General features: G+C 74.8%; 21 protein-coding genes. 12 read left to right on the forward strand and 9 right to left on the reverse strand.

Features of this window, described 5'->3' with window-relative positions; translation table 11 throughout:
- Positions 1 to 4 precede the first annotated feature (4 nt).
- Genes O7600_RS29775 through O7600_RS29790 form a run of 4 tightly spaced genes read left to right on the forward strand, consistent with a single transcriptional unit; the run spans position 5 to position 4,178 of the window.
- Complete coding sequence (locus O7600_RS29775) at positions 5 to 1,501, forward strand: PfkB family carbohydrate kinase (RefSeq protein ID WP_281591661.1); 1,497 nt, start codon at positions 5 to 7, stop codon at positions 1,499 to 1,501.
- A gap of 46 nt (positions 1,502 to 1,547) precedes the next feature.
- Positions 1,548 to 2,249 carry an SDR family oxidoreductase gene (locus O7600_RS29780; RefSeq protein ID WP_281591662.1) on the forward strand — a complete coding sequence of 234 codons (702 nt, stop codon included), beginning with the start codon at positions 1,548 to 1,550 and terminating at the stop codon, positions 2,247 to 2,249.
- The gene (locus tag O7600_RS29785; RefSeq protein ID WP_281591663.1) at positions 2,246 to 3,205 is read left to right on the forward strand and encodes a glycosyltransferase family 9 protein; all 960 of its coding nucleotides are present in this window, start codon (positions 2,246 to 2,248) and stop codon (positions 3,203 to 3,205) included. Before O7600_RS29780 ends, O7600_RS29785 begins: the two co-directional genes overlap by 4 nt.
- Positions 3,189 to 4,178 (forward strand): DNA topoisomerase IB, encoded by a 990-nt coding sequence (locus O7600_RS29790; protein WP_281591664.1) that lies wholly within the window; start codon positions 3,189 to 3,191, stop codon positions 4,176 to 4,178. Before O7600_RS29785 ends, O7600_RS29790 begins: the two co-directional genes overlap by 17 nt.
- Positions 4,179 to 4,292: 114 nt before the next feature.
- Here O7600_RS29790 and O7600_RS29795 read toward each other — a convergent pair whose 3' ends face one another.
- The 5 genes from O7600_RS29795 to O7600_RS29815 all read right to left on the reverse strand — a co-directional run bounded on the left by O7600_RS29795 (position 4,293) and on the right by O7600_RS29815 (position 8,843).
- Positions 4,293 to 5,330 (reverse strand): helix-turn-helix domain-containing protein, encoded by a 1,038-nt coding sequence (locus tag O7600_RS29795; protein WP_281591665.1) that lies wholly within the window; start codon positions 5,328 to 5,330, stop codon positions 4,293 to 4,295.
- A gap of 89 nt (positions 5,331 to 5,419) precedes the next feature.
- Entirely contained in the window at positions 5,420 to 5,923 is a 504-nt protein-coding gene (locus tag O7600_RS29800) for a hypothetical protein (protein ID WP_281591666.1), read from the reverse strand.
- Positions 5,924 to 5,984: 61 nt separating this feature from the next.
- Positions 5,985 to 7,616: a RecQ family ATP-dependent DNA helicase gene (locus O7600_RS29805; RefSeq protein ID WP_281591667.1), complete on the reverse strand. Its 1,632-nt coding sequence runs from the start codon at positions 7,614 to 7,616 to the stop codon at positions 5,985 to 5,987.
- A gap of 49 nt (positions 7,617 to 7,665) precedes the next feature.
- Positions 7,666 to 8,616 (reverse strand): TIGR03557 family F420-dependent LLM class oxidoreductase, encoded by a 951-nt coding sequence (locus O7600_RS29810; protein ID WP_281591668.1) that lies wholly within the window; start codon positions 8,614 to 8,616, stop codon positions 7,666 to 7,668.
- A gap of 68 nt (positions 8,617 to 8,684) precedes the next feature.
- The gene (locus O7600_RS29815; protein ID WP_157779084.1) at positions 8,685 to 8,843 is read right to left on the reverse strand and encodes a hypothetical protein; all 159 of its coding nucleotides are present in this window, start codon (positions 8,841 to 8,843) and stop codon (positions 8,685 to 8,687) included.
- Positions 8,844 to 8,946: 103 nt separating this feature from the next.
- On the opposite strand from O7600_RS29815, the gene O7600_RS29820 reads away from it, so the two are divergent.
- On the forward strand, positions 8,947 to 10,446 hold the full coding sequence (locus O7600_RS29820; RefSeq protein ID WP_281591669.1) for a glycoside hydrolase family 3 N-terminal domain-containing protein: 1,500 nt from the start codon (positions 8,947 to 8,949) through the stop codon (positions 10,444 to 10,446).
- Positions 10,447 to 10,492: 46 nt separating this feature from the next.
- Here O7600_RS29820 and O7600_RS29825 read toward each other — a convergent pair whose 3' ends face one another.
- Positions 10,493 to 10,780: a GNAT family N-acetyltransferase gene (locus O7600_RS29825; protein WP_281591670.1), complete on the reverse strand. Its 288-nt coding sequence runs from the start codon at positions 10,778 to 10,780 to the stop codon at positions 10,493 to 10,495.
- On the reverse strand, positions 10,777 to 12,003 hold the full coding sequence (locus O7600_RS29830; protein ID WP_281591671.1) for a cysteine desulfurase-like protein: 1,227 nt from the start codon (positions 12,001 to 12,003) through the stop codon (positions 10,777 to 10,779). Before O7600_RS29830 ends, O7600_RS29825 begins: the two co-directional genes overlap by 4 nt.
- Positions 12,004 to 12,062: 59 nt before the next feature.
- On the opposite strand from O7600_RS29830, the gene O7600_RS29835 reads away from it, so the two are divergent.
- From O7600_RS29835 to O7600_RS29865, 7 genes are all read left to right on the forward strand, one after another.
- A complete protein-coding gene (locus O7600_RS29835) occupies positions 12,063 to 12,428 on the forward strand; it encodes a hypothetical protein (protein WP_091578278.1) in 366 nt (121 codons plus the stop codon).
- A gap of 66 nt (positions 12,429 to 12,494) precedes the next feature.
- The gene (locus O7600_RS29840) at positions 12,495 to 13,316 is read left to right on the forward strand and encodes a DUF1206 domain-containing protein (protein ID WP_281591672.1); all 822 of its coding nucleotides are present in this window, start codon (positions 12,495 to 12,497) and stop codon (positions 13,314 to 13,316) included.
- A gap of 76 nt (positions 13,317 to 13,392) precedes the next feature.
- Complete coding sequence (locus tag O7600_RS29845) at positions 13,393 to 14,589, forward strand: mechanosensitive ion channel family protein (RefSeq protein WP_281591673.1); 1,197 nt, start codon at positions 13,393 to 13,395, stop codon at positions 14,587 to 14,589.
- Between the two features lie 283 nt (positions 14,590 to 14,872).
- The gene (locus O7600_RS29850; protein ID WP_043325014.1) at positions 14,873 to 15,307 is read left to right on the forward strand and encodes a phage holin family protein; all 435 of its coding nucleotides are present in this window, start codon (positions 14,873 to 14,875) and stop codon (positions 15,305 to 15,307) included.
- Positions 15,304 to 15,645, forward strand: a complete 342-nt coding sequence (locus tag O7600_RS29855) for a DUF3618 domain-containing protein (protein WP_281591674.1) — start codon at positions 15,304 to 15,306, stop codon at positions 15,643 to 15,645. Before O7600_RS29850 ends, O7600_RS29855 begins: the two co-directional genes overlap by 4 nt.
- Positions 15,642 to 15,914 carry a DUF4235 domain-containing protein gene (locus tag O7600_RS29860; RefSeq protein WP_281591675.1) on the forward strand — a complete coding sequence of 91 codons (273 nt, stop codon included), beginning with the start codon at positions 15,642 to 15,644 and terminating at the stop codon, positions 15,912 to 15,914. Before O7600_RS29855 ends, O7600_RS29860 begins: the two co-directional genes overlap by 4 nt.
- A gap of 287 nt (positions 15,915 to 16,201) precedes the next feature.
- Positions 16,202 to 16,405: a cold-shock protein gene (locus O7600_RS29865; RefSeq protein ID WP_007075740.1), complete on the forward strand. Its 204-nt coding sequence runs from the start codon at positions 16,202 to 16,204 to the stop codon at positions 16,403 to 16,405.
- Between the two features lie 88 nt (positions 16,406 to 16,493).
- Here O7600_RS29865 and O7600_RS29870 read toward each other — a convergent pair whose 3' ends face one another.
- Together O7600_RS29870 and O7600_RS29875 are read right to left on the reverse strand one after the other, a co-directional pair.
- The gene (locus O7600_RS29870; RefSeq protein ID WP_281591676.1) at positions 16,494 to 16,685 is read right to left on the reverse strand and encodes a hypothetical protein; all 192 of its coding nucleotides are present in this window, start codon (positions 16,683 to 16,685) and stop codon (positions 16,494 to 16,496) included.
- 88 nt (positions 16,686 to 16,773) lie between these two features.
- Positions 16,774 to 17,757, reverse strand: coding sequence for an aldo/keto reductase (locus tag O7600_RS29875; protein WP_281591677.1), 984 nt, complete (start codon positions 17,755 to 17,757; stop codon positions 16,774 to 16,776).
- Between the last annotated feature and the right edge of the window lie 37 nt (positions 17,758 to 17,794).

Here is a 17,794-nt window from a genome sequence, read left to right on the forward strand (position 1 = left end):
GAGCATGGCGGGACCCGTGGTGGTGCTCGGTGACACGCTGCTGGACCGGGACGTCGAGGGGCTGGTGAACCGGCTCTGCCCGGACTCGCCGGTGCCGGTGCTGGACGAGACCACGTCCGTGGACCGTCCCGGCGGCGCCGGCCTGGCCGCGGTCTTCGCGGCCGCGCAGGGCGCCGAGGTCGCGCTGGTCACCGCCGTCGCCGACGACGCCGGCGGGGCGCGGCTGGGTACCCTGCTCGCCGCCGCCGGGGTGCGGCTGTACGCGCTCCCACTGGCCGGCGCGACGCCGGAGAAGATCCGGCTGCGGGCTCGGGGGCGGGTGCTCCTGCGGCACGACCGGGGCGGGGCGACCGGCGTGCCGGGGGAGCCGAGCGAGGCCGTCCTGCGGCTGCTCGCCGCCGCGTCCGCGGTGCTGGTCAGCGACTACGGTCGGGGGGTCGCCGGGCTACCGGCGCTGCGCGCCGCGCTCGCCGCCACCCGGGCGCCGGTGGTCTGGGACCCGCACCCGCGCGGCCCGGCGGCGGTGCCGGGCGTGCACCTGGCCACCCCGAACGAGCCGGAGGCCCGCGACTTGGCCAAGGTCCCGCCGGGCGGCTCCCGCCTGTCCGCCGCGTCCCGCAGCGCGCAGGCGTTGCGCCGCCGCTGGCAGGCGGGCGCGGTCGCGGTGACGTTGGGCGGCGACGGCGCGCTGCTCTGCCACGCCGGCTCCACCCCGCTGGTGGTGCCGGCGCCCGCCGCCGAGGGGGACACCTGCGGCGCCGGGGACCGGTTCGCGGCCACCGCCACGCTGGCGCTGGCCCGGGGCGCGCTGGTGTCCGAGGCGGTACAGGAGGCGGTCGCCGAGGCGTCGGCGTACGTGGCCGACGGGGGAGTGGCGACCGCGCTGCCGGCGCCGGTCCGGACCGCCGCCCCGGCGGTGGTCACCGTGGGCGGGGAGCGGATCGGCGCCCGCGCGGCCGGCGAGGTGGTGTCCCGGGTACGCGCGGCCGGCGGCACCGTGGTCGCCACCGGCGGCTGCTTCGACCTGCTGCACGCCGGGCACGTGGCGACGCTCCAGGCGGCCCGGCAGCTCGGTGACTGCCTGGTGGTCTGCCTGAACTCCGACGCCAGCGTGGCCCGGCTCAAGGGGCCGGAGCGCCCGGTCGTGCCGCAGGGCGACCGGGGTCGGCTGCTGGCCGCGCTGGGCTGCGTGGACGCGGTGCTGATCTTCGACGAGTCGACGCCGCACGCGGCGCTGTCCTGGCTGCGCCCGGACATCTGGGTCAAGGGCGGCGACTACGCCAGTGGCGGCGGCACCGAGACGCTGCCCGAGGCGGAGGTCCTGGCCCGCTGGGGCGGGCACACGGTGGTCGTGCCGTACCTGGACGGGCGCTCCACCACCGACATGATCGCGGCGGCCCGCGCGGGCCGCGGGCACGGCGGCTGGCCGGCCGCGACGGTGACCCCGGCGGAGGCCGTCGCGGAGACGACCGTCCGGTCCACTGCGAAGGGAGCACGATGAGCGAGCGAGGCATCCGGTCCGGCACCACCGGACGGCGGGAGGCGGCATGAGCGACGGCCTGCCCGGAGCCGGTCCCACCGTCCTGGTCACCGGCGGGTCCAGCGGGCTCGGCGCGGCCGTCGTCGCCGCCGTGGCCCGCTCCGGCGGCCGACCGCTCGTGCTGGACCGGCAGCGTCCCGCCGACGGGGTGCCGTGGGCCGAGTGCGACCTGGCCGACACCCGCGCCGCCGAGGCCGCCACGCGGGACCTCGCGGAACGCTCCGGCGGACTGGACGCGGTGGTCACCGCGGCCGGCATGGACGTGCCCGGGAAGCTGATCGACGTGCCGGCCGAGACCTGGGAGCGGATCGTCACGGTGGACCTGCTCGCCACGGCGGCGGTGATCCGGGCGGCGCTGCCCTACCTGGAGGCGTCCCGGGGGACCATCGTCACCGTCGCCTCCACGCTCGGCGTCAAGGCGGTCAGCGACGCCACCGCCTACTGCGCGGCGAAGTTCGGGGTGGTCGGCTTCACCCGCGCCCTCGCCGCCGAGCTGGCCGGCGCGGTCGGGGTGACCCTGCTGATCCCCGGCGGCATGCGCACGGCCTTCTTCGACGAGCGGGACACCCAGTACCGTCCCGGCCCGGACGCCGTGCTCAACGAACCCGCCGACACCGCCGCCGCGGTCATGTTCGCGCTCTCCCAACCGGCCGGCTGCGCGGTCCGGGAGATGGTGGTCTGCGCCGAGCAGGAGTCCTCGTACCCGTGATCCTGGTGCTGCGGGCGCTCGGCGTCGGCGACCTGGCCACCGCCGTCCCGGCGCTGCGCGGCCTGCGCGCCGGGCTGCCCGGACGGGAGCTGGTGCTCGCCGCGCCGGCCTGGCTGGCGCCGCTGGCAGCGCTGACCGGGGCGGTCGACCGGGTGCTGCCCACCGACGGGCCGGACCGGGTCGACTGGACCGGACCTCCGCCGGAGGTGGCGGTGAACCTGCACGGCCGGGGGCCCGAGTCGCACCGGGCGCTGGCCGCCACCCGGCCGGACCGGCTGCTCGCCTACCGCAACCCGGCCGGCGGCCACCCGACCGGTCCGGCCTGGGACGACGACGAGCACGAGGTGCGCCGCTGGTGTCGGCTGCTGCACGCGTACGCGCTGCCGGCCGACCCGGGTGACCTGGCGCTGCGCCGCCCGCCCCGACCGGGCGTACCGGCCGGGGTGACGGTGCTGCACCCGGGCAGCAAGGTCCCGGCGAAGCGGTGGCCGGCGGACCGCTTCGCCGGGCTGGCCCGGACGCTCACCGCGCGCGGGCACCGGGTGGTGCTCACCGGGTCGGCGGACGAGCGGGCGCTGGCCGCCCGGGTGGCCAGCGACGCGGGGCTGCCGCCGGAGGCGGTGCTGGCCGGCCGCACCGGCCTGGCCGAACTGGCCGCGCTGGTGGCCGACGCGCGGCTGGTGGTCAGCGGCGACACCGGCGTGGCCCACCTCGCCACCGGTTACGGGACCGCGTCGGTGGTGCTGTTCGGTCCGGTGCCGGCGGCGCGCTGGGGTCCGCCGGCCGACCGGCCCCGGCACCGGGTGCTCGGCGGCACGCGGGCCGCCGGACCTGACCGGGATTCAGCGGGTTTCGCCGGGGTAGGAACCCACCCGACATTGGGTGCCATCGGGATCGACGAGGTGGTGGCGGCGGTGGCCGAGGTGGAACGGGTCTCCGGTGCGGTTGCGGCGTAGCGATCCGGGCCGGCCGGGCTACGGGCGCCGGCGGCGCGGCAGGGGTTGGCTCTTCCTGGACGCGAGGGGCGAGCCGGTGCGCGACGAGGCGGAGCTGGCGCGCCTGCGCGAGCTGGTCGTCCCGCCCGCCTGGCGGGACGTGTGGATCTCGCCGTTCCCGAACGGGCACATCCAGGCCACCGGCATCGACGCGGCCGGTCGCAAGCAGTACCTCTACCACCCGCAGTGGCGTCGCAAGCGGGACGAGGCGAAGTTCGACCACGTGCTGGAGGTGGCCCACCGGCTGCCCGCGCTGCGCGACCGGGTCGCGCACGACCTGGCGCTGCGCGGGCTGCGGCGGGAACGGGTGTTGGCCACCGTGGCCCGGCTGCTCGACATGGGGGCGTTCCGGGTCGGCAGCGACCAGTACGCCACCGGCGACGACCCGACGTTCGGCGTGGCCACGCTGCGCCCCGAGCACGCCCGCTCGCGCGGCGGGTGCGTGGTCTTCGAGTTCCTGGCGAAGGGCGGCATCGAGCAGGTCCGCCGGGTCGAGGACGCCGAGCTGTGCCAGGTGCTGCTCAACCTGCGCCGGCGGCGGCGCGCCCAGGAGCGGCTCTTCGGCTACTGGGACGGGCGGTCCTGGCGGGACGTGCGCAGCGACGAGGTCAACGACTACCTGCGCGACGCCAGCGGCGGGGAGATGACCGCGAAGGACTTCCGTACCTGGCACGCCACCGTCCTGGCCGCCGCCGAACTGGCCACGGTGGGCCCGCAGCGGTCCGTCACCGGCCGTCGGCGGGCGGTCGCCGCGGTCATGCGGTCGGTCGCCGAACTGCTCGGCAACACCCCGACGGTGGCTCGGACGTCCTACGTGGACCCACGCGTGGTCGACCTCTACCACGACGGGGTGCTGGCGCCGGTGCAGCCGGAGATGCCGCGGGAGGCGGTGGAGAAGTCCGTCCTGGCGCTGCTGGAGGAGGAGGCGGACTGAGTGGGGGCGGGCGACCACCGGGGGCGGTCGCCCGCGGCGGGACCCACCGCGGGCGCCGCGCCACGGCCCCCCGTTACCAGTGGGCTGGCGCCGGTTGCCGGCGTCGGCCCGTCCTCAGTCTGCCCGGGCCGGGTTGACTTCGGACGCCGTGGTGTTGACGATCCGTGCCCGTTCCAGGTGGCGGGCCCGGTACGCCTGCGGTGTCTCCGCCTGCGCGGCCCGGAAGGCCCGGCTGAAGTGGGCCTTGTCCCGGAACCCCCACCGACCGGCGATGACCTGGATCGGCCGGTCGCCCAGGCCCGGGTCGGCGAGGTCGCGGCGGCACCGGGCCAGCCGTTCGTCCCGGACGAACGCCGCGACAGTGGTCTCCTCGGCCTCGAAGAGCCGGTGCAGGGAGCGCACCGAGAGGTGGTGCGCCTCGGCGATGCGCCGCGGGTCCAGCGTGGCGTCGCCGAGGTGCTGCCGCACGTACGCGCGCACCTGGTCGAGCAGGGCGCGGCGGCGGATCTCGGTGGGCACGGCCTCCTCGGAGACCAGGTTCCGGCCGAGCAGCGTGGCGACCAGGTCGAGGGCGACGCCGCCGAGCCGGCCGGCGTCGGCGGCGTGGTACTGCTCGGGGTGACCGGTGATGCGGATGAGGTAGTCGGCCAGCAGCGCGCCGATCCCCTCGGCTCCGGACATCCGACCGGCGAACAGGGGCGCGAGCCGGCGGTGCGGCAACGGCAGCGCGTCGTACGGGATCAGCGCGACGATCGACGCCGCCCGCTCATTCTCGTCGGCGTGGTGGATCAGCTCCTGCGGTCGGGCGCAGTCGTAGAAGGTGAAGTCGCCCGGTGGACAGACGCCGCGGTGCCCGTCCTGGTCCGCGACGCCGGTGCCGTGCACTGTCAGCGCGAGCAAGTAGCAGTCCGCCTCGGACCGCTGGATCAGCTTGCGGGTCCGCACGCCGTGCAGCGTGGGGTAGCGGTGCCGGATGAGCTGGACCGGGCCCAGCTCGAGGAACTCCGCCCGCGCCGCGAAGTCGTCGGCGTGCTCGGTGCGGATCCGTGTGAGCGTCGGGGTGCGGGCGAGCATCTCCAGCCACAGCCCGAAGCGGTCCGGAGCGGGCACCTGCGCGGTGTCGAAGACCTGCCGCCTCAGCGCTGCGTCCATCGTCGACCCCCGTAATTCGTCCACCTCTCATGAAGCTGGACGCCCCGCGGGCCGGCAAGGCGGCAGCCGCGGGGCGTGACCTGTGTCACTCAGTCGTTGAGCACTTGGGACAGTCGGTCCCGGAACCGGCGCTCGGAGTCGCTCACCACGTCGCCGCCGATCCCCAGGATCCCGCCGGTGGAGGCGGCACCCACCACCTGCTCGGCGATCTCCACCAGCCAGTGCCGGTAGGCGCCGGCCTGCCCCTCGTCCACCCGGCCGGTGAGCAGGGCGGACGCCTGGCCGGCCCGGGCGAGCACGTCCTCGATCATGGCCTTCGGGTCGTCCGGCGTGATGACCGGCATCTCCGCGCCGGTCTCCGGGTCGCCCACCCGCGAGACGACCTCGCCGGCCACGGCGGCCACCAGCGGGCTCGCCGACTCGCGCCCCGCGGCGATGGTCTCCAACCCGGCGGCGTTCTCCGCCATGGTGCGCCGGGTGCCGTCGGACTCCGCCGCGGCGGCGGCGGTGAGCACCGCCTGCGGCAGACCGACCAGCAGCCCCCACTCCTCGTCGGAGACACCGAACCGGGTGTACGCCGGCTGCTCGATCACGATCAGGCCCCTTTCGCCGTGGTCGTCGTTGTCACGGGCACCACGCGGCGCCCGGGTCAGGCTAGTCCAGCTCCAGCAGGCCCTGTTCGGACACCACGCGCACGGACAGCGTCTTGTAGCCCACCTCGTCGAAGAGCACCGTCATCCGGTCCTCCTCGTAGTTGAGCACCAGTCCGGATCCCCACTCCGGGTGGCGCACCTGGCTGTGCACCGGGAACGGGCCGACCGCGCCGTCGTTGGCCACGCTGGTGCCGGCGTGGCAGTTGTCGCAGTGGGCGCAGACCTCGGTCATCTGCTCGCCGAAGTAGGCCAGCAGCACCTGCCCCCGGCAGCCGGTGGTCTCGGCGAAGGCGCGCATCATGTCGGTCCGCGACCGGGTCACGGTCTGCTGCCGCTCGGCCTCGGCCAGCGCGGCCCGACCGGACTCGGCGGCGTCCGGGGCGTACCGGGGGGCACCGACGCGCTGCTTGGCGCGCGGTTCGGCGGCGCCGATCTGCTCCAGCAGGGACAGGTACTGGCCGAGCTTTCGCGGGCCGAGCCCGGTCAGCTCGCGCAGCTCCTTGCGGGTGCGGGGCTTGCTCCGCAGCACCGCGGCCAACTCGCACAGTTCCTTCTCGTCCGGCAGCCCGCCGCTGAAGTAGCGCTGCAGTCCGACGTCCTCGGACCGCCAGAGCAGCAGGACCCGCGACGGGGAGCCGTCCCGGCCGGCCCGGCCGATCTCCTGGAAGTAGCTGTCCGGCGAGTCGGGCAGCGCCATGTGCACCACCCAGGCGATGTTCGGCTTGTCGATGCCCATGCCGAACGCCGAGGTCGCCACCATGATCGGCACCCGGTCGGCGAGGAACGCCTCGTGCAGCTCGTGACGCGCGGCGGTGGGCATGCCGCCGTGGTAGAAGTCGGCCGGGAAACCGGCGTCGGTCAGCCGCCCGGCCAGCTCCTCGGCCGCCCGCCGGGTCGGCACGTAGATGATCCCGGGCCGCTCGTCGTCGCGCAGCAGCGCGACCAGCCGCCGCCACCGGTAGTCGTCGGTGGGGCAGTAGGCCACCTCGAGGAACAGGTTGGGCCGGTCCAGCCCGGAGACCACCACCTCGGGCTCGCGCAGCCGCAGCCGGGCGATGATGTCGTCGCGGACCGGCGGGGAGGCGGTGGCGGTCAGCGCCACCACCGGCGGCCGGCCCAGGCCGTCGATCAGGTGGCCGAGCGCCAGGTAGTCCGGCCGGAAGTCGTGGCCCCAGGCCGAGATGCAGTGTGCCTCGTCGATCGCGACCAGGGCCGGCCCGAGCGAGCGGACCTCGGCGAGCCGGTCCGGGTTGCTCAGCGCCTCGGGCGTGATGAAGAGGAACTCGGCCCGCCCGGCCCGGATCTCCTCGATCGCCTGCGCCTGCTGGGTCGCGCTCTCGTCCGAGCTGATCCGCACCGCGCGCAGCTCCGGGCGCTGCCGCTCGTTGAGCGCGGCGATCTGGTCCTGCTGGAGCGCGAGCAGCGGCGAGATGACCACTGTCGGGCCGGGGATCAGGCTGGCCGGGATCTGGTAGATCGCCGACTTGCCGGCGCCGGTGGGCAGCACCACCAGGGCGTCACGGCGCTTCATCACGGCGCGCATGGCGGCCAGCTGGTTGGGCCGCAGCGCGGTCCAGCCGAACAGGTTCCTCGCCGCCCGGCGCAGGCTGGTGGAGTGCGTGGTCAGTTTCATCAAGCGCCTCAGCTACCCCCGGCGTCCGGACCCGAAACCGGCGCCACGATCAGCGCAGCCGGGGCAGGACCTCGCGCTGGTAGAGGTCGAACAACCCCTGCCAGTGCGGGCCGGTGTTGGCCACGTAGACCTCGTCGTACCCGGCCTTGGCGTAGCGGTCGATCATGTCCAGGTGGGCGTCGGCGTCCCGCCCGCAGACGAACGCGTCGCGCACCTGCTCCGGCCGGACCAGCTGCGCGGCCTGCTCGAAGTGGCGCGGGGAGGGGAGCACCTGGGACAGCTCGCCCGGCACGCGGGCGTTCGGCCAGCGCTCGTACGCGATCCGCGCGCCCTCGTCGACGGTGTCGGCGTAGGCGGCCTTGAAGCCGGCCTGGCACGGCTTGTCGCCGCCGCCGGCCTCACGGAACCGGCGGACCATGTCGGCGTCGGGCATGGTGCTGACGTAGCCGTCGCCGATCCGGGCGGCCAGCTCGATCGACTTCGGGCCGAAGCCGGAGACGTAGATCGACGGGGGTGTCTCGGGCCGGGTGTAGATCCGGGCGTGCTCGACCGTGTAGTGCGGGCCGTGGTGGTTGACGAAGTCGCCGCGCCACAGCTCGCGGATCACCTCGACCGCCTCCTCCAGCATCGCCAGCCGGACGTCGGCCTGCGGCCAGGCGTCGCCGAGGATGTGCTCGTTGAGCGCCTCCCCGGTGCCCACGCCGAGCACGAACCGCCCCTCGTGCAGCACCGCGCTGGTGGCCGCCGCCTGGGCGATCACCGCGGGGTGGATCCGCACGGTGGGGCAGGTGACCGCGGTGGTCACGGGCAGCCGGCAGACCTGACTGAGCGCGCCGATGGTGGACCAGACGAACGGGCTCTGCCCCTGCGCGTCGACCCACGGGTGGTAGTGGTCGGAGATCCACAGTGCCTCGAAGCCGGCCTGCTCGGCGCCGCGCGCCTGGGCCAGCAGTTCCGCCGGCGTGTACTCCTCGCTGGACAGGAAATAGCCGATCTTCATGGTGCCCCCTCCGCCGGTTCCGGACACCGCAAGCCCTACCCCGGGGCGGGGCGTCCAACCCGGTGGGGTCAGCGGCGGAACATCGCCCGGATCGCGATCAGCAGGAACAGGGCGCCGACCACCAGGCCGAGCAGGCGTACGCCGGGGATGTCCGCGGCGCTGGTGGCGTCGGCGAGCGGCAGGGCGGGCATGGACGCACTCTCCCACGGGTGTCCGTCGATCGCCACCGCCTAACAGTAAGGATTGTTGACTATTTCGCTGCGCGGTGTGACCATGTCAGCACCCGCCGGCCCTGGCGGGTCCGTGGGGGAGACGGGGGTACGACAGCGCATGAGCGAGCGGACCGTGGGATCGACCGGAGACCTGGCGGCGCTCGCCGCCGCCGTCCTGCAACCCGGGTTCGTCGGCACCACGCCGCCGCCGTGGGTCTGCCGCTGGCTCGGCGAGGGGCTCGGTTCGGTGGTCCTGTTCGCCCGCAACGTCGTCGACCACGAGCAGGTGGCCACGCTGACGGCGAACCTGCGGGCGGAGCGGCCGGACGTGATCGTGGCGATCGACGAGGAGGCCGGCGACGTCACCCGGATCGAGTCGGCCCGGGGCAGCTCCCGACCCGGCAACTTCGCCCTCGGAGCGGTCGACGACCCGGCGCTGACCGCGGAGGTCGCCCGCGACCTCGGCGCCGAGCTGGCCGCCGTCGGCGTCACGCTCGACTACGCCCCGGACGCCGACGTCAACTCCAACCCGGCCAACCCGGTCATCGGGGTGCGCTCGTTCGGCGCCGACCCGGACCTGGTCGCCCGCCACACCGCGGCCTGGGTCCGCGGCCTGCAGGCCGGCGGCGTCGCCGCCTGCGCCAAACACTTCCCCGGGCACGGCGACACCCGGGTCGACTCCCACCACGACCTGCCCCGCATCGGCGGCGACCGGGCCCGGCTGGACGCGGTCGAGCTGGCCCCGTTCCGGGCCGCGGTGGCGGCCGGCGTGCAGGCGGTGATGACCGGCCACCTGCTGGTGCCCGCGCTGGATCCGGAGCTGCCGGCCACCCTGAGCGCGCGCATCCTGGGCGGCCTGCTCCGCGAGGAGCTGGGCTTCGGCGGTGTGGTGGTGACCGACGCGGTGGAGATGCGGGCGGTCTCCGACCGGTACGGCTTCGCCGGCGCCGCGGTGCGCGCGCTGGCCGCCGGCGCGGACGCGATCTGCGTGGGCGGGGAGCGGGCCACCGAGGCCGACGCCCGTGAGCTGCGCGACGCGATCGTGGCCGCCGTGGTGAGCGGCGAGCTGCCGGAGGAGCGCCTCGCCGAGGCCGCGAAGCGGGTCGGTCAGCTCGCCGCCTGGAGCGTCGCCGCCCGGGCCCACCGGGTCACCGGCGCGCCGTCACGCGGCGACTCGCCGATCGGGCTGGCCGCCGCCCGCCGGGCGGTGCGGGTCAGCGGCGACTCCGGGCTGCTGCCGCTGGCCGGGCCGGCGCACGTGGTGGAGTTCGCGCCGCCGCGCAACATCGCCATCGGCGAGGAGACGCCCTGGGGCATCGCCGCGCCGCTGACCAGTCTCGCGCCCGGCACCACCACCGCCCGGTACGCCGCCGACGCGGTCCCCGCCGACCCGGCCGCCGGACCGGCCGGCCGGCCGCTGGTGCTGGTCGTGCGCGACCTGCACCGGCACGACTGGATGCGGGACGCGGTCACCCGGGCCCTGACCGCCCGGCCGGACGCGGTGGTGGTCGAACTGGGCGTGCCCGAGCTGGTCACCGGCGCGGTGCATCTCGCCACCCACGGCGCCACCGCGGCGGCGGCCCGGGCCGCCGCCGAGCTGCTGGCCGGCGCCCGCTGAACCCCCGGCCCGACCGGGCGGGGAGGTCCCCCGGTCGGGCCGGGTCTCAGGGCGCGTCGACGACCAGGTCGGCGTAGTCGCTGTGACGTTCGATGAACGCGGCCATGAACGGGCACCGGGGCACCACCCGGCCGCCCCGGGCCCGGACCTGGTCCAGCGTGCCCTTGATCAGCGCCGCGCCGACGCCCTGCCCCTGGTAGCGGTCGTCGACCTCGGTGTGGGTGAAGACCAGCACCTCGCCCCGGGGCAGATATGCCGTGAACCCGGCCAGCGCGTCGTCGACCAGGATCTCGAAGCGGTGCTTGGCGGCGTTCTCCTCGACCAGGTAGCTCACCGGACCATTGTCCCCCCGGTCCCGGCCAGCCGGTCCAGTTCGGCCAGCAGCCGGTCCACCTCGTCCACCGTGTTGTAGTGGTAGACGCTGGCCCGCACCGCGCCGCCGGAGTCACGCAGGCCCATGGCCTGGAAGTACTCGTAGGCGTAGTAGTCGCCGGAGGACAGGCAGAGCCCGGCCCCGCCCAGCGCCGCCGCGGTCCGCGCCGGTGGCCACCCGGCCACCCGGAACGACACCGTGGGGCAGCGCCGGGCCGGCGCGCCGTACACGGTCACGAAGGAACGCGCGGCCAGCCCGGCGAGCAGCCGGTCGAAGACCGCCTCCTCGTGCGCCTGGGCGGCGGCGAGGCCGGCGCGTACCCGCTCCCGCCGGTCACCGCCGGCGGCCGGGTCGAGCGACGCCAGGTGGTCCACCGCGGCGGTCACGCCGGCCAGCAGCGGGAAGCTGGGCGTGCCGTACTCGAACCGGTCGGGGACCGCGTCGGCCGACGGGATCAGCTTCGCCGGGCGCAACGACTCCCAGCGGGCCGGGTCGGCGACCATCGCCGCCAGGTGCGGCCCGGACCACTTGTACGCGCTGGTGACCAGGAAGTCCGCGCCGAGCGAGGACAGGTCGGTGGGACCGTGGGGGACCGAGTGCACCCCGTCCACGCAGACCAGCGCGCCGGCCGCGTGCGCGGTCTTGGCGATCGTCTCCACGTCCGGCGCGGTGCCGGTCGCGTTGCTGCCGGCGGTCACCGCCACCAGCCGGGTGCGCTCGGTGACCAGGTCGGCGTACTGGCCGGCGGGCAGCTCGGCGGTGGTCCGGTCGAACTCGGCCCAGCGCACCGTCGCGCCGGCCGCCTCGGCGGCCTGCACCCACGGGCGGACGTTGGCGTCGTGGTCGAGCCGGGAGACCACCACCTCGTCGCCCGGCCGCCAGGCCGCGCCCAGCGTCCGGGCCAACGTGTACGTCAGCGCGGTGGCGCTCGGGCCGAGCACCACCCCCGACGGGTCCGCCCCGAGCAGGTCGGCGACGGCGGCCCGGGCCCCGGCGACCAGGTCCAGCGCACGCCGGCCGGGGGCGAACGCGGTGCTCCGGTTGCCCGTCGCGGCGCGCATGGCGTCGGCCACCGCCTCGATCACCGGGGCGGCGGTCTGGGTGCCGCCGGCGCCGTCGAAGTGGACGAAACCCTCGCCCAGCGCGGGGTAGAGCCCCCGCACCCGGGCCACGTCGAATGCCATCCCGGCACCCTAGCGCGCACCCGGCCGGGCGGTGGTGGGAGCCACGTACCCTTGGGGAGGTGACGAACCGACGCGCCACTTCCGCCCTGACCCCCGCCCGACGCGCCGCCGGGATGCTCGCCGGTCTCGCCCTCGGCGCCGCGCTGCTCGCCGGTTGCAGCTCGAACGGCGCCGACACCGACTGCGGCCTGGACGCCTGCACCATCACCTTCGACCGGGGCGTGGACGCCAGCGCCACCATCCTCGGCGTCGAGGCCAAGCTCATCGGCACCCAGGACGACCAGGTCACCGTCGAGGTGGCCGGTGAGCAGCTCTCGCTCACCACCGGCCAGCAGGCCACCGAGGTCGGCGGCTTCCAGGTCAGCCTGGACAGCGTCACCGACCAGAACGTCGTGCTGCGGGTGGCGCGCAACCCCAACGGCTGATCGCTATCGGCCTGTGGCGGCGGGCGGTCACGTTTGGAAAACCGCCCGCCGGGAGATTGAGGGCGCATGTCTCTCACCCGAAACGCCGGAGCCACCGCCGCCCAGGCCAAGAACAGCAGGTGGCTCGAACTGTTGACCCGTGTCGGTTTCATCGGTTACGGGATCGTGCACCTCCTCTTCGCCTGGTTGGCGCTGCAGATCGCCTTCGGCAGCTCCAGCGAGGAGGGCAACCAGAACGGCGCGCTGCGCACCCTGGGCGAGCAGCCGTTGGGCAAGTTCGTCCTGATCGCGATCGCCGTCGGCCTCTTCGCCATGGCGCTCTGGCAGGCCTTCCAGGCGGTGATCGGTCACCAGTCCAAGAGTGGCAAGGAGAAGGTCTTCGAGCGGATCGCCTCGGTGGTCCGGGTCGTGGTCTTCGTCTGGCTGGGCTACACCGCGATCAAGGTGGTCCAGGACGCCAGCGCCAACGCCTCCAACCGGCAGCAGCAGCTCACCGAGAAGCTGATGGCCAACGACGGCGGCCGCTGGCTGGTCGGTCTGGCCGGTCTGGTGCTGGCCGCGGTCGGCATCGGCATGGTGGTCTACGGCCTGAAGAAGAAGTTCGAGCGCAACCTCAAGACCGGCGAGATGAGCCCGAAGACCCACCAGCTGACCCGCCGCCTCGGCATGGTCGGCTACGCCGCCCGGGGCTCGGTCTTCGCCATCGCGGGCCTGCTCATCGTGGTCGCGGCCGTGAAGTACGACCCGGAGAAGGCGCGGGGGCTCGACGCCGCCCTGCGGACGCTGCGCGACCAGCCGTACGGGCCGTGGTTGCTGGCGCTGATGGCGCTCGGCATCGCCGCGTTCGGCGTCTACTGCTTCTTCCAGTCCCGGTATCGCAAGGTCTGAGCCTGGTCGATATTCGGACCGCCGGGCACCATTGGGCCTTTGCCCGATTCCCGCCCGGGCGGAGGGAGAGAGATCCGTGCAGAGTTATCTCGTGACCGTCGCCGCCGCGCTCGCCGCGGCGGCGGTCGCGTTGGTGCTGGTCCAGGTGGTGCACCGGGTCACCCGGCGGCTCGGCCGCCGGTCGCTGCTGATGACCGAGCTGACCGAGCACTCGCACCGTTCGTTCCAGGTCGCCGCGACGGTGGTCGCCGTGCAGATCGCGGTCCGGTTCACCACGCTCTACGCGGTGGGCAGCCCGTGGCGGCGGTTCGTCCTGCACACGCTGGTGCTGACCATGATCGCCGCGGTCGCCTGGCTGGTGGCCTCGCTGCTCGTGGTGGCCGAGGACACCGCGCTGGCCCGGTTCCGGGTGGACGTGCCGAACAACCGGCACGCCCGACGGGTCCGCACCCAGGTGGTGCTGCTACGCCGGCTCACCATCGCGGTGATCGTGATCCTCGCCGTCGGCGTGATGCTGATGACCTTCCCGGCCGTACGCGGTGTCGGCGCGGGTGTGCTGACCTCCGCCGGTGTGGTCGGTGTCGTCGCCGCGCTGGCCGCGCAGAGCCTGCTCGGCAACGTCTTCGCCGGCCTGCAGCTCGCGTTCAGCGACGCGGTCCGCCTCGACGACGTGGTGGTGGTCGAGGGGGAGTGGGGCCGGATCGAGGAGCTGACGCTCAGCTACGTGGTGGTGCAGATCTGGGACGACCGCCGGCTGATCCTGCCCACCTCCTACTTCACCAGCAAGCCGTTCCAGAACTGGACCCGCACCGAGGCCGCGGTGCTCGGCACCGCCGAGTTCGACCTCGACTGGGCCGTTCCGGTGCAGGCCATGCGGGAGGAGCTGCGGCGGCTCTGCGAGGGCACCGAGCTGTGGGACGGCCGGGTCTGCGTGCTCCAGGTGACCGACGCCTCCGGCGGGACGGTCAAGGTCCGTGCGGTGGTCAGCGCCGCCGACGCCGGCAGCCTCTGGGACCTGCGCTGCCTGGTCCGCGAGCAGCTGGTGGCCTGGGTACGCGACCACCGCCCGACCGCCCTGCCCCGGCTGCGCACCGAGGTGGGCGACGCCACCGGCCCGCTTCCCTGGCAGTCGGTGCAGCCGCGCCGCCCGGTGCGCCGCACGACCGACACCGAGGCCCCCGACGACGCGCGCGTCTTCGGCGGCAGCGATGACGGCGAGGCCCGCAGCGAGGTGTTCGTGGGCCGGGAGGAGCACGCCGAGGCGCGTCGCTGACCCGCGTACCCGATCGGAGCCCCCGGCCGCCCTCGGCGTGGCCGGGGGCTCGGCGCGTCGGTGGGTCGTGACCCCGGCCCGGCACGGCGCGTTGTGCCTGCCGGACGGGTTCACCGCCGGTGTCGGGTTTGACCGGCCCGTTCCGGGGGACCTGCTGCGCACGCCCCGGACTCCGGCCACGCCGGGCCCGGTGGCGGGCGGCCGGGCCGACCGGCCGCCCCGCGCAGGATTGACGGGCGGCGACTCCGGGCATACAGCGCGGTGATGATGAAAGGAGGACAGCATGGCTGACGTCGCGAGTCGCAGCACGTCCCGGACCGGGAACGAGCCGTCCACCGCGGAGCTGGTGCAGCGGGCCACCGAGCAGGTCACCCGCCTGGTGCGGGACGAACTGGCGCTGGCCCGCGCGGAGCTGACCCAGAAGGGCAAGCACGCCGGGATCGGGATCGGTCTGTTCGGCGGCGGCGGGGTGATGGCCCTCTACGGCGCCGGCGCGCTGGTCGCCACCGTGATCCTGCTGTTGGCGCTGGTCATGCCGGCGTGGCTGGCCGCCCTGATCGTGGCGGTGGCGCTGTTCCTGCTCGCCGGGATCCTGGCGCTCGTGGGCAAGAAGCAGGTCAGCCGTGCCGTCCCGCCGGTGCCGGAGGCGGCGGTCCGCAGTGTTCGGGCCGACGTCGACACGGTCACCGCCGCGGTGAAGGACGGGAGGCGGGCATGACCGGCAACGGGACCGGGGACGTGGCGGCGCTCCGTGAGGAGATCCGCCGGACCCGGGTGGAACTCGGTGAGACGATGGAGCTGCTCGCCGCCAGGGCCGATCCGAAGGCGCTGGTGCGACACTCCGCCGAGCAGGCGAAGGCGCGGATGCGCGAGCAGGCGGCGCTGACCGCGGCCCGGGTGCGCGGGCGTGCGGCGGAGCGGGCCCGGCTGGTCCGGGCGCAGGCGTACGAGAAGGGTGGGGCGGTCGGGCGCAACCCGTTGCCGTGGGCGGCCCTCGCGGCCGGCGCCGTGGTGACCGTGGTGGTGCTGGCGATCGTCCGAGGGAGGCGCAGGTGAGCGGCAAGATCGGCAAGGCGGCGTACAGGCCGGTGGGGGTCCTGCTCGGCCTGGCCGCCGGTGCGGTCGCCGGAATGGTCTTCCGGCAGGTGTGGAAGCTGGCGGCGGGCGACGACGACGCCCCCAGCGCCACCGACGAGGAGCGCGGCTGGGGCGAGGTCCTGGCCGCCGCGGCCCTGCAGGGCGCGATCTTCTCGGCGGTCCGGGCGGCGGTGGACCGCGGCGGCGCGGTCGGCGTCCGTCGGCTGACCGGCCACTGGCCGGACTGACCCTGAGCAGATGAGGGCCCCTTTCCCGGGTGTGGGAAAGGGGCCTTTCGCGTACGCGTGGCCGGCCGCCCGGGCGGTCTGCGCGCAACCTTCAGGTCACATGTCGGAGAATTTCGTCGATTAGGCTGTGCAGAGTTTTTGCGTACGTGGTTTGCTTTCTCACGCTGTTGAGAGACGCGTGGGTTGAGAGAAGTCTCCTCCTCGGGGGCCGCCTCAGGCGCCGCTGCTCGAAAACGGCCAATCGGCCGCACGGCGTGCTCGGCCGCCAGTTTTAGAAGGAGATACACATGGCGCAGGGAACCGTGAAGTGGTTCAACGCTGACAAGGGCTTCGGCTTCATCACCGTCGACGGCGGGGGTGCTGACGTGTTCGTCCACTTCTCGGCCATCCAGACCAGCGGCTACCGCACGCTGGAGGAGAACCAGCGGGTGGAGTTCGAGATCGCCCAGGGTCAGAAGGGTCCGCAGGCCGAGCAGGTCCGCCCCATCTGAGCTGACACCGCACCGGCCACGCCGGTCGGCGCGCGAAGCCCCGCATCCCGCACGGGAGGCGGGGCTTCTCCCTTTCCCGACCGGGGACTCAGCGGCGCCTGGCCCGCATGCCGAACCAGAGCGCGACGAGTCCGACCAGGACGGTCGCCGGCCCGACCAGCGCCCAGACCCGCTGGTCGGACAGCGCGCTGCCCTCGACGTAGCCGAGGCCCAGCACGGTCCAGAGCGCGCCGAGCACCACGGCCAGCAGCCCTGTGGTGAGCCGGAACCAACCCCTCATCGTGCTCCCTCCGACGTCCGCCCCGGTCCAGCATGCCCGGTGCCGTCGACCGCCGACGGCGCCGCGCCGGCCGGGCCCGCCGTCGGGGTCACCACCGGTCGTGCACCTGCGGCCGAATCAGCTCGTCGTAGGTGGCCCGCACGGCCGCGAGCTCCACGTCGGTCAGTGCCGGCTGGCCGGCGACCTCGGCGTTGCGCCGCGCCTGCTCGGCCGAGCGGGCGCCGGGGATCACCACGGTCACGCCGGGCTGGTCGAGGACCCAGCGCAGGGCGAACTGGGCCATCGTCCGGTCGTCGCCGACCAGCGGCGCGAGCCGGCGTACGGCGGCGAGGCCGAGGTCGTAGTCGACGCCGGAGAACGTCTCGCCGACGTCGAAGGCCTCGCCGTGCCGGTTGAACGTGCGGTGGTCGTTCTCCGGGAACGTGGTCTGCTCGTCGTACCGGCCGGAGAGCAGGCCGCTGGCCAACGGCACCCGGGCGATGATGCCCACCCCGGCCGCCGCGGCGGCCGGCAGCACCCGCTCCAGCGGCTTGTGCCGGACCGCGTTGAGGATGATCTGCACGCTGGCCACGCCGGGCCGGGCGATCGCGGTGAGCGCCTGCTCGGAGGTCTCCACGCTCACCCCGTAGCCGGCGACGCGCCCCTCGGCGACCAGCGTGTCCAGCGCGTCGAAGACGCGGTCGTCGGCGAAGACCGCGGTGGGCGGGCAGTGCAGCTGCACCAGGTCGAGCGTCTCGACGCCCAGGTTGGTTCGGGACCGCTCGGTCCAGGCCCGGAAGTTGTCCAGGGTGTACGCCTCGGGCGTCTGCGGCACCCGCCGGCCCATCTTGGTGGCCACGGTCAGCCCGTGCCCGGGCCGGGAGCGCAGGAACCGGCCGATCAGCTGCTCGCTGCGGCCGTCGCCGTACACGTCGGCGGTGTCCAGGAAGGTGACGCCGGCGTCGACCGCGGCGGTCAGCACGTCGAGCGCGGCGCCCTCGCTGACCTCGCCCCAGTCGGCGCCGAGCTGCCAGGCGCCGAGTCCGATGATGCCGACGTGCCGGCCGAGCCGGTCGAAGCTGCGCTGTTCCACCCGGTCGAGCCTAGTCAGCGGGTTGCCGTCGCGCCCG

This window comes from Micromonospora sp. WMMA1998 (assembly GCF_027497375.1).
In the GTDB taxonomy this organism is placed as follows: Bacteria; Actinomycetota; Actinomycetes; order Mycobacteriales; family Micromonosporaceae; genus Micromonospora; species Micromonospora sediminicola.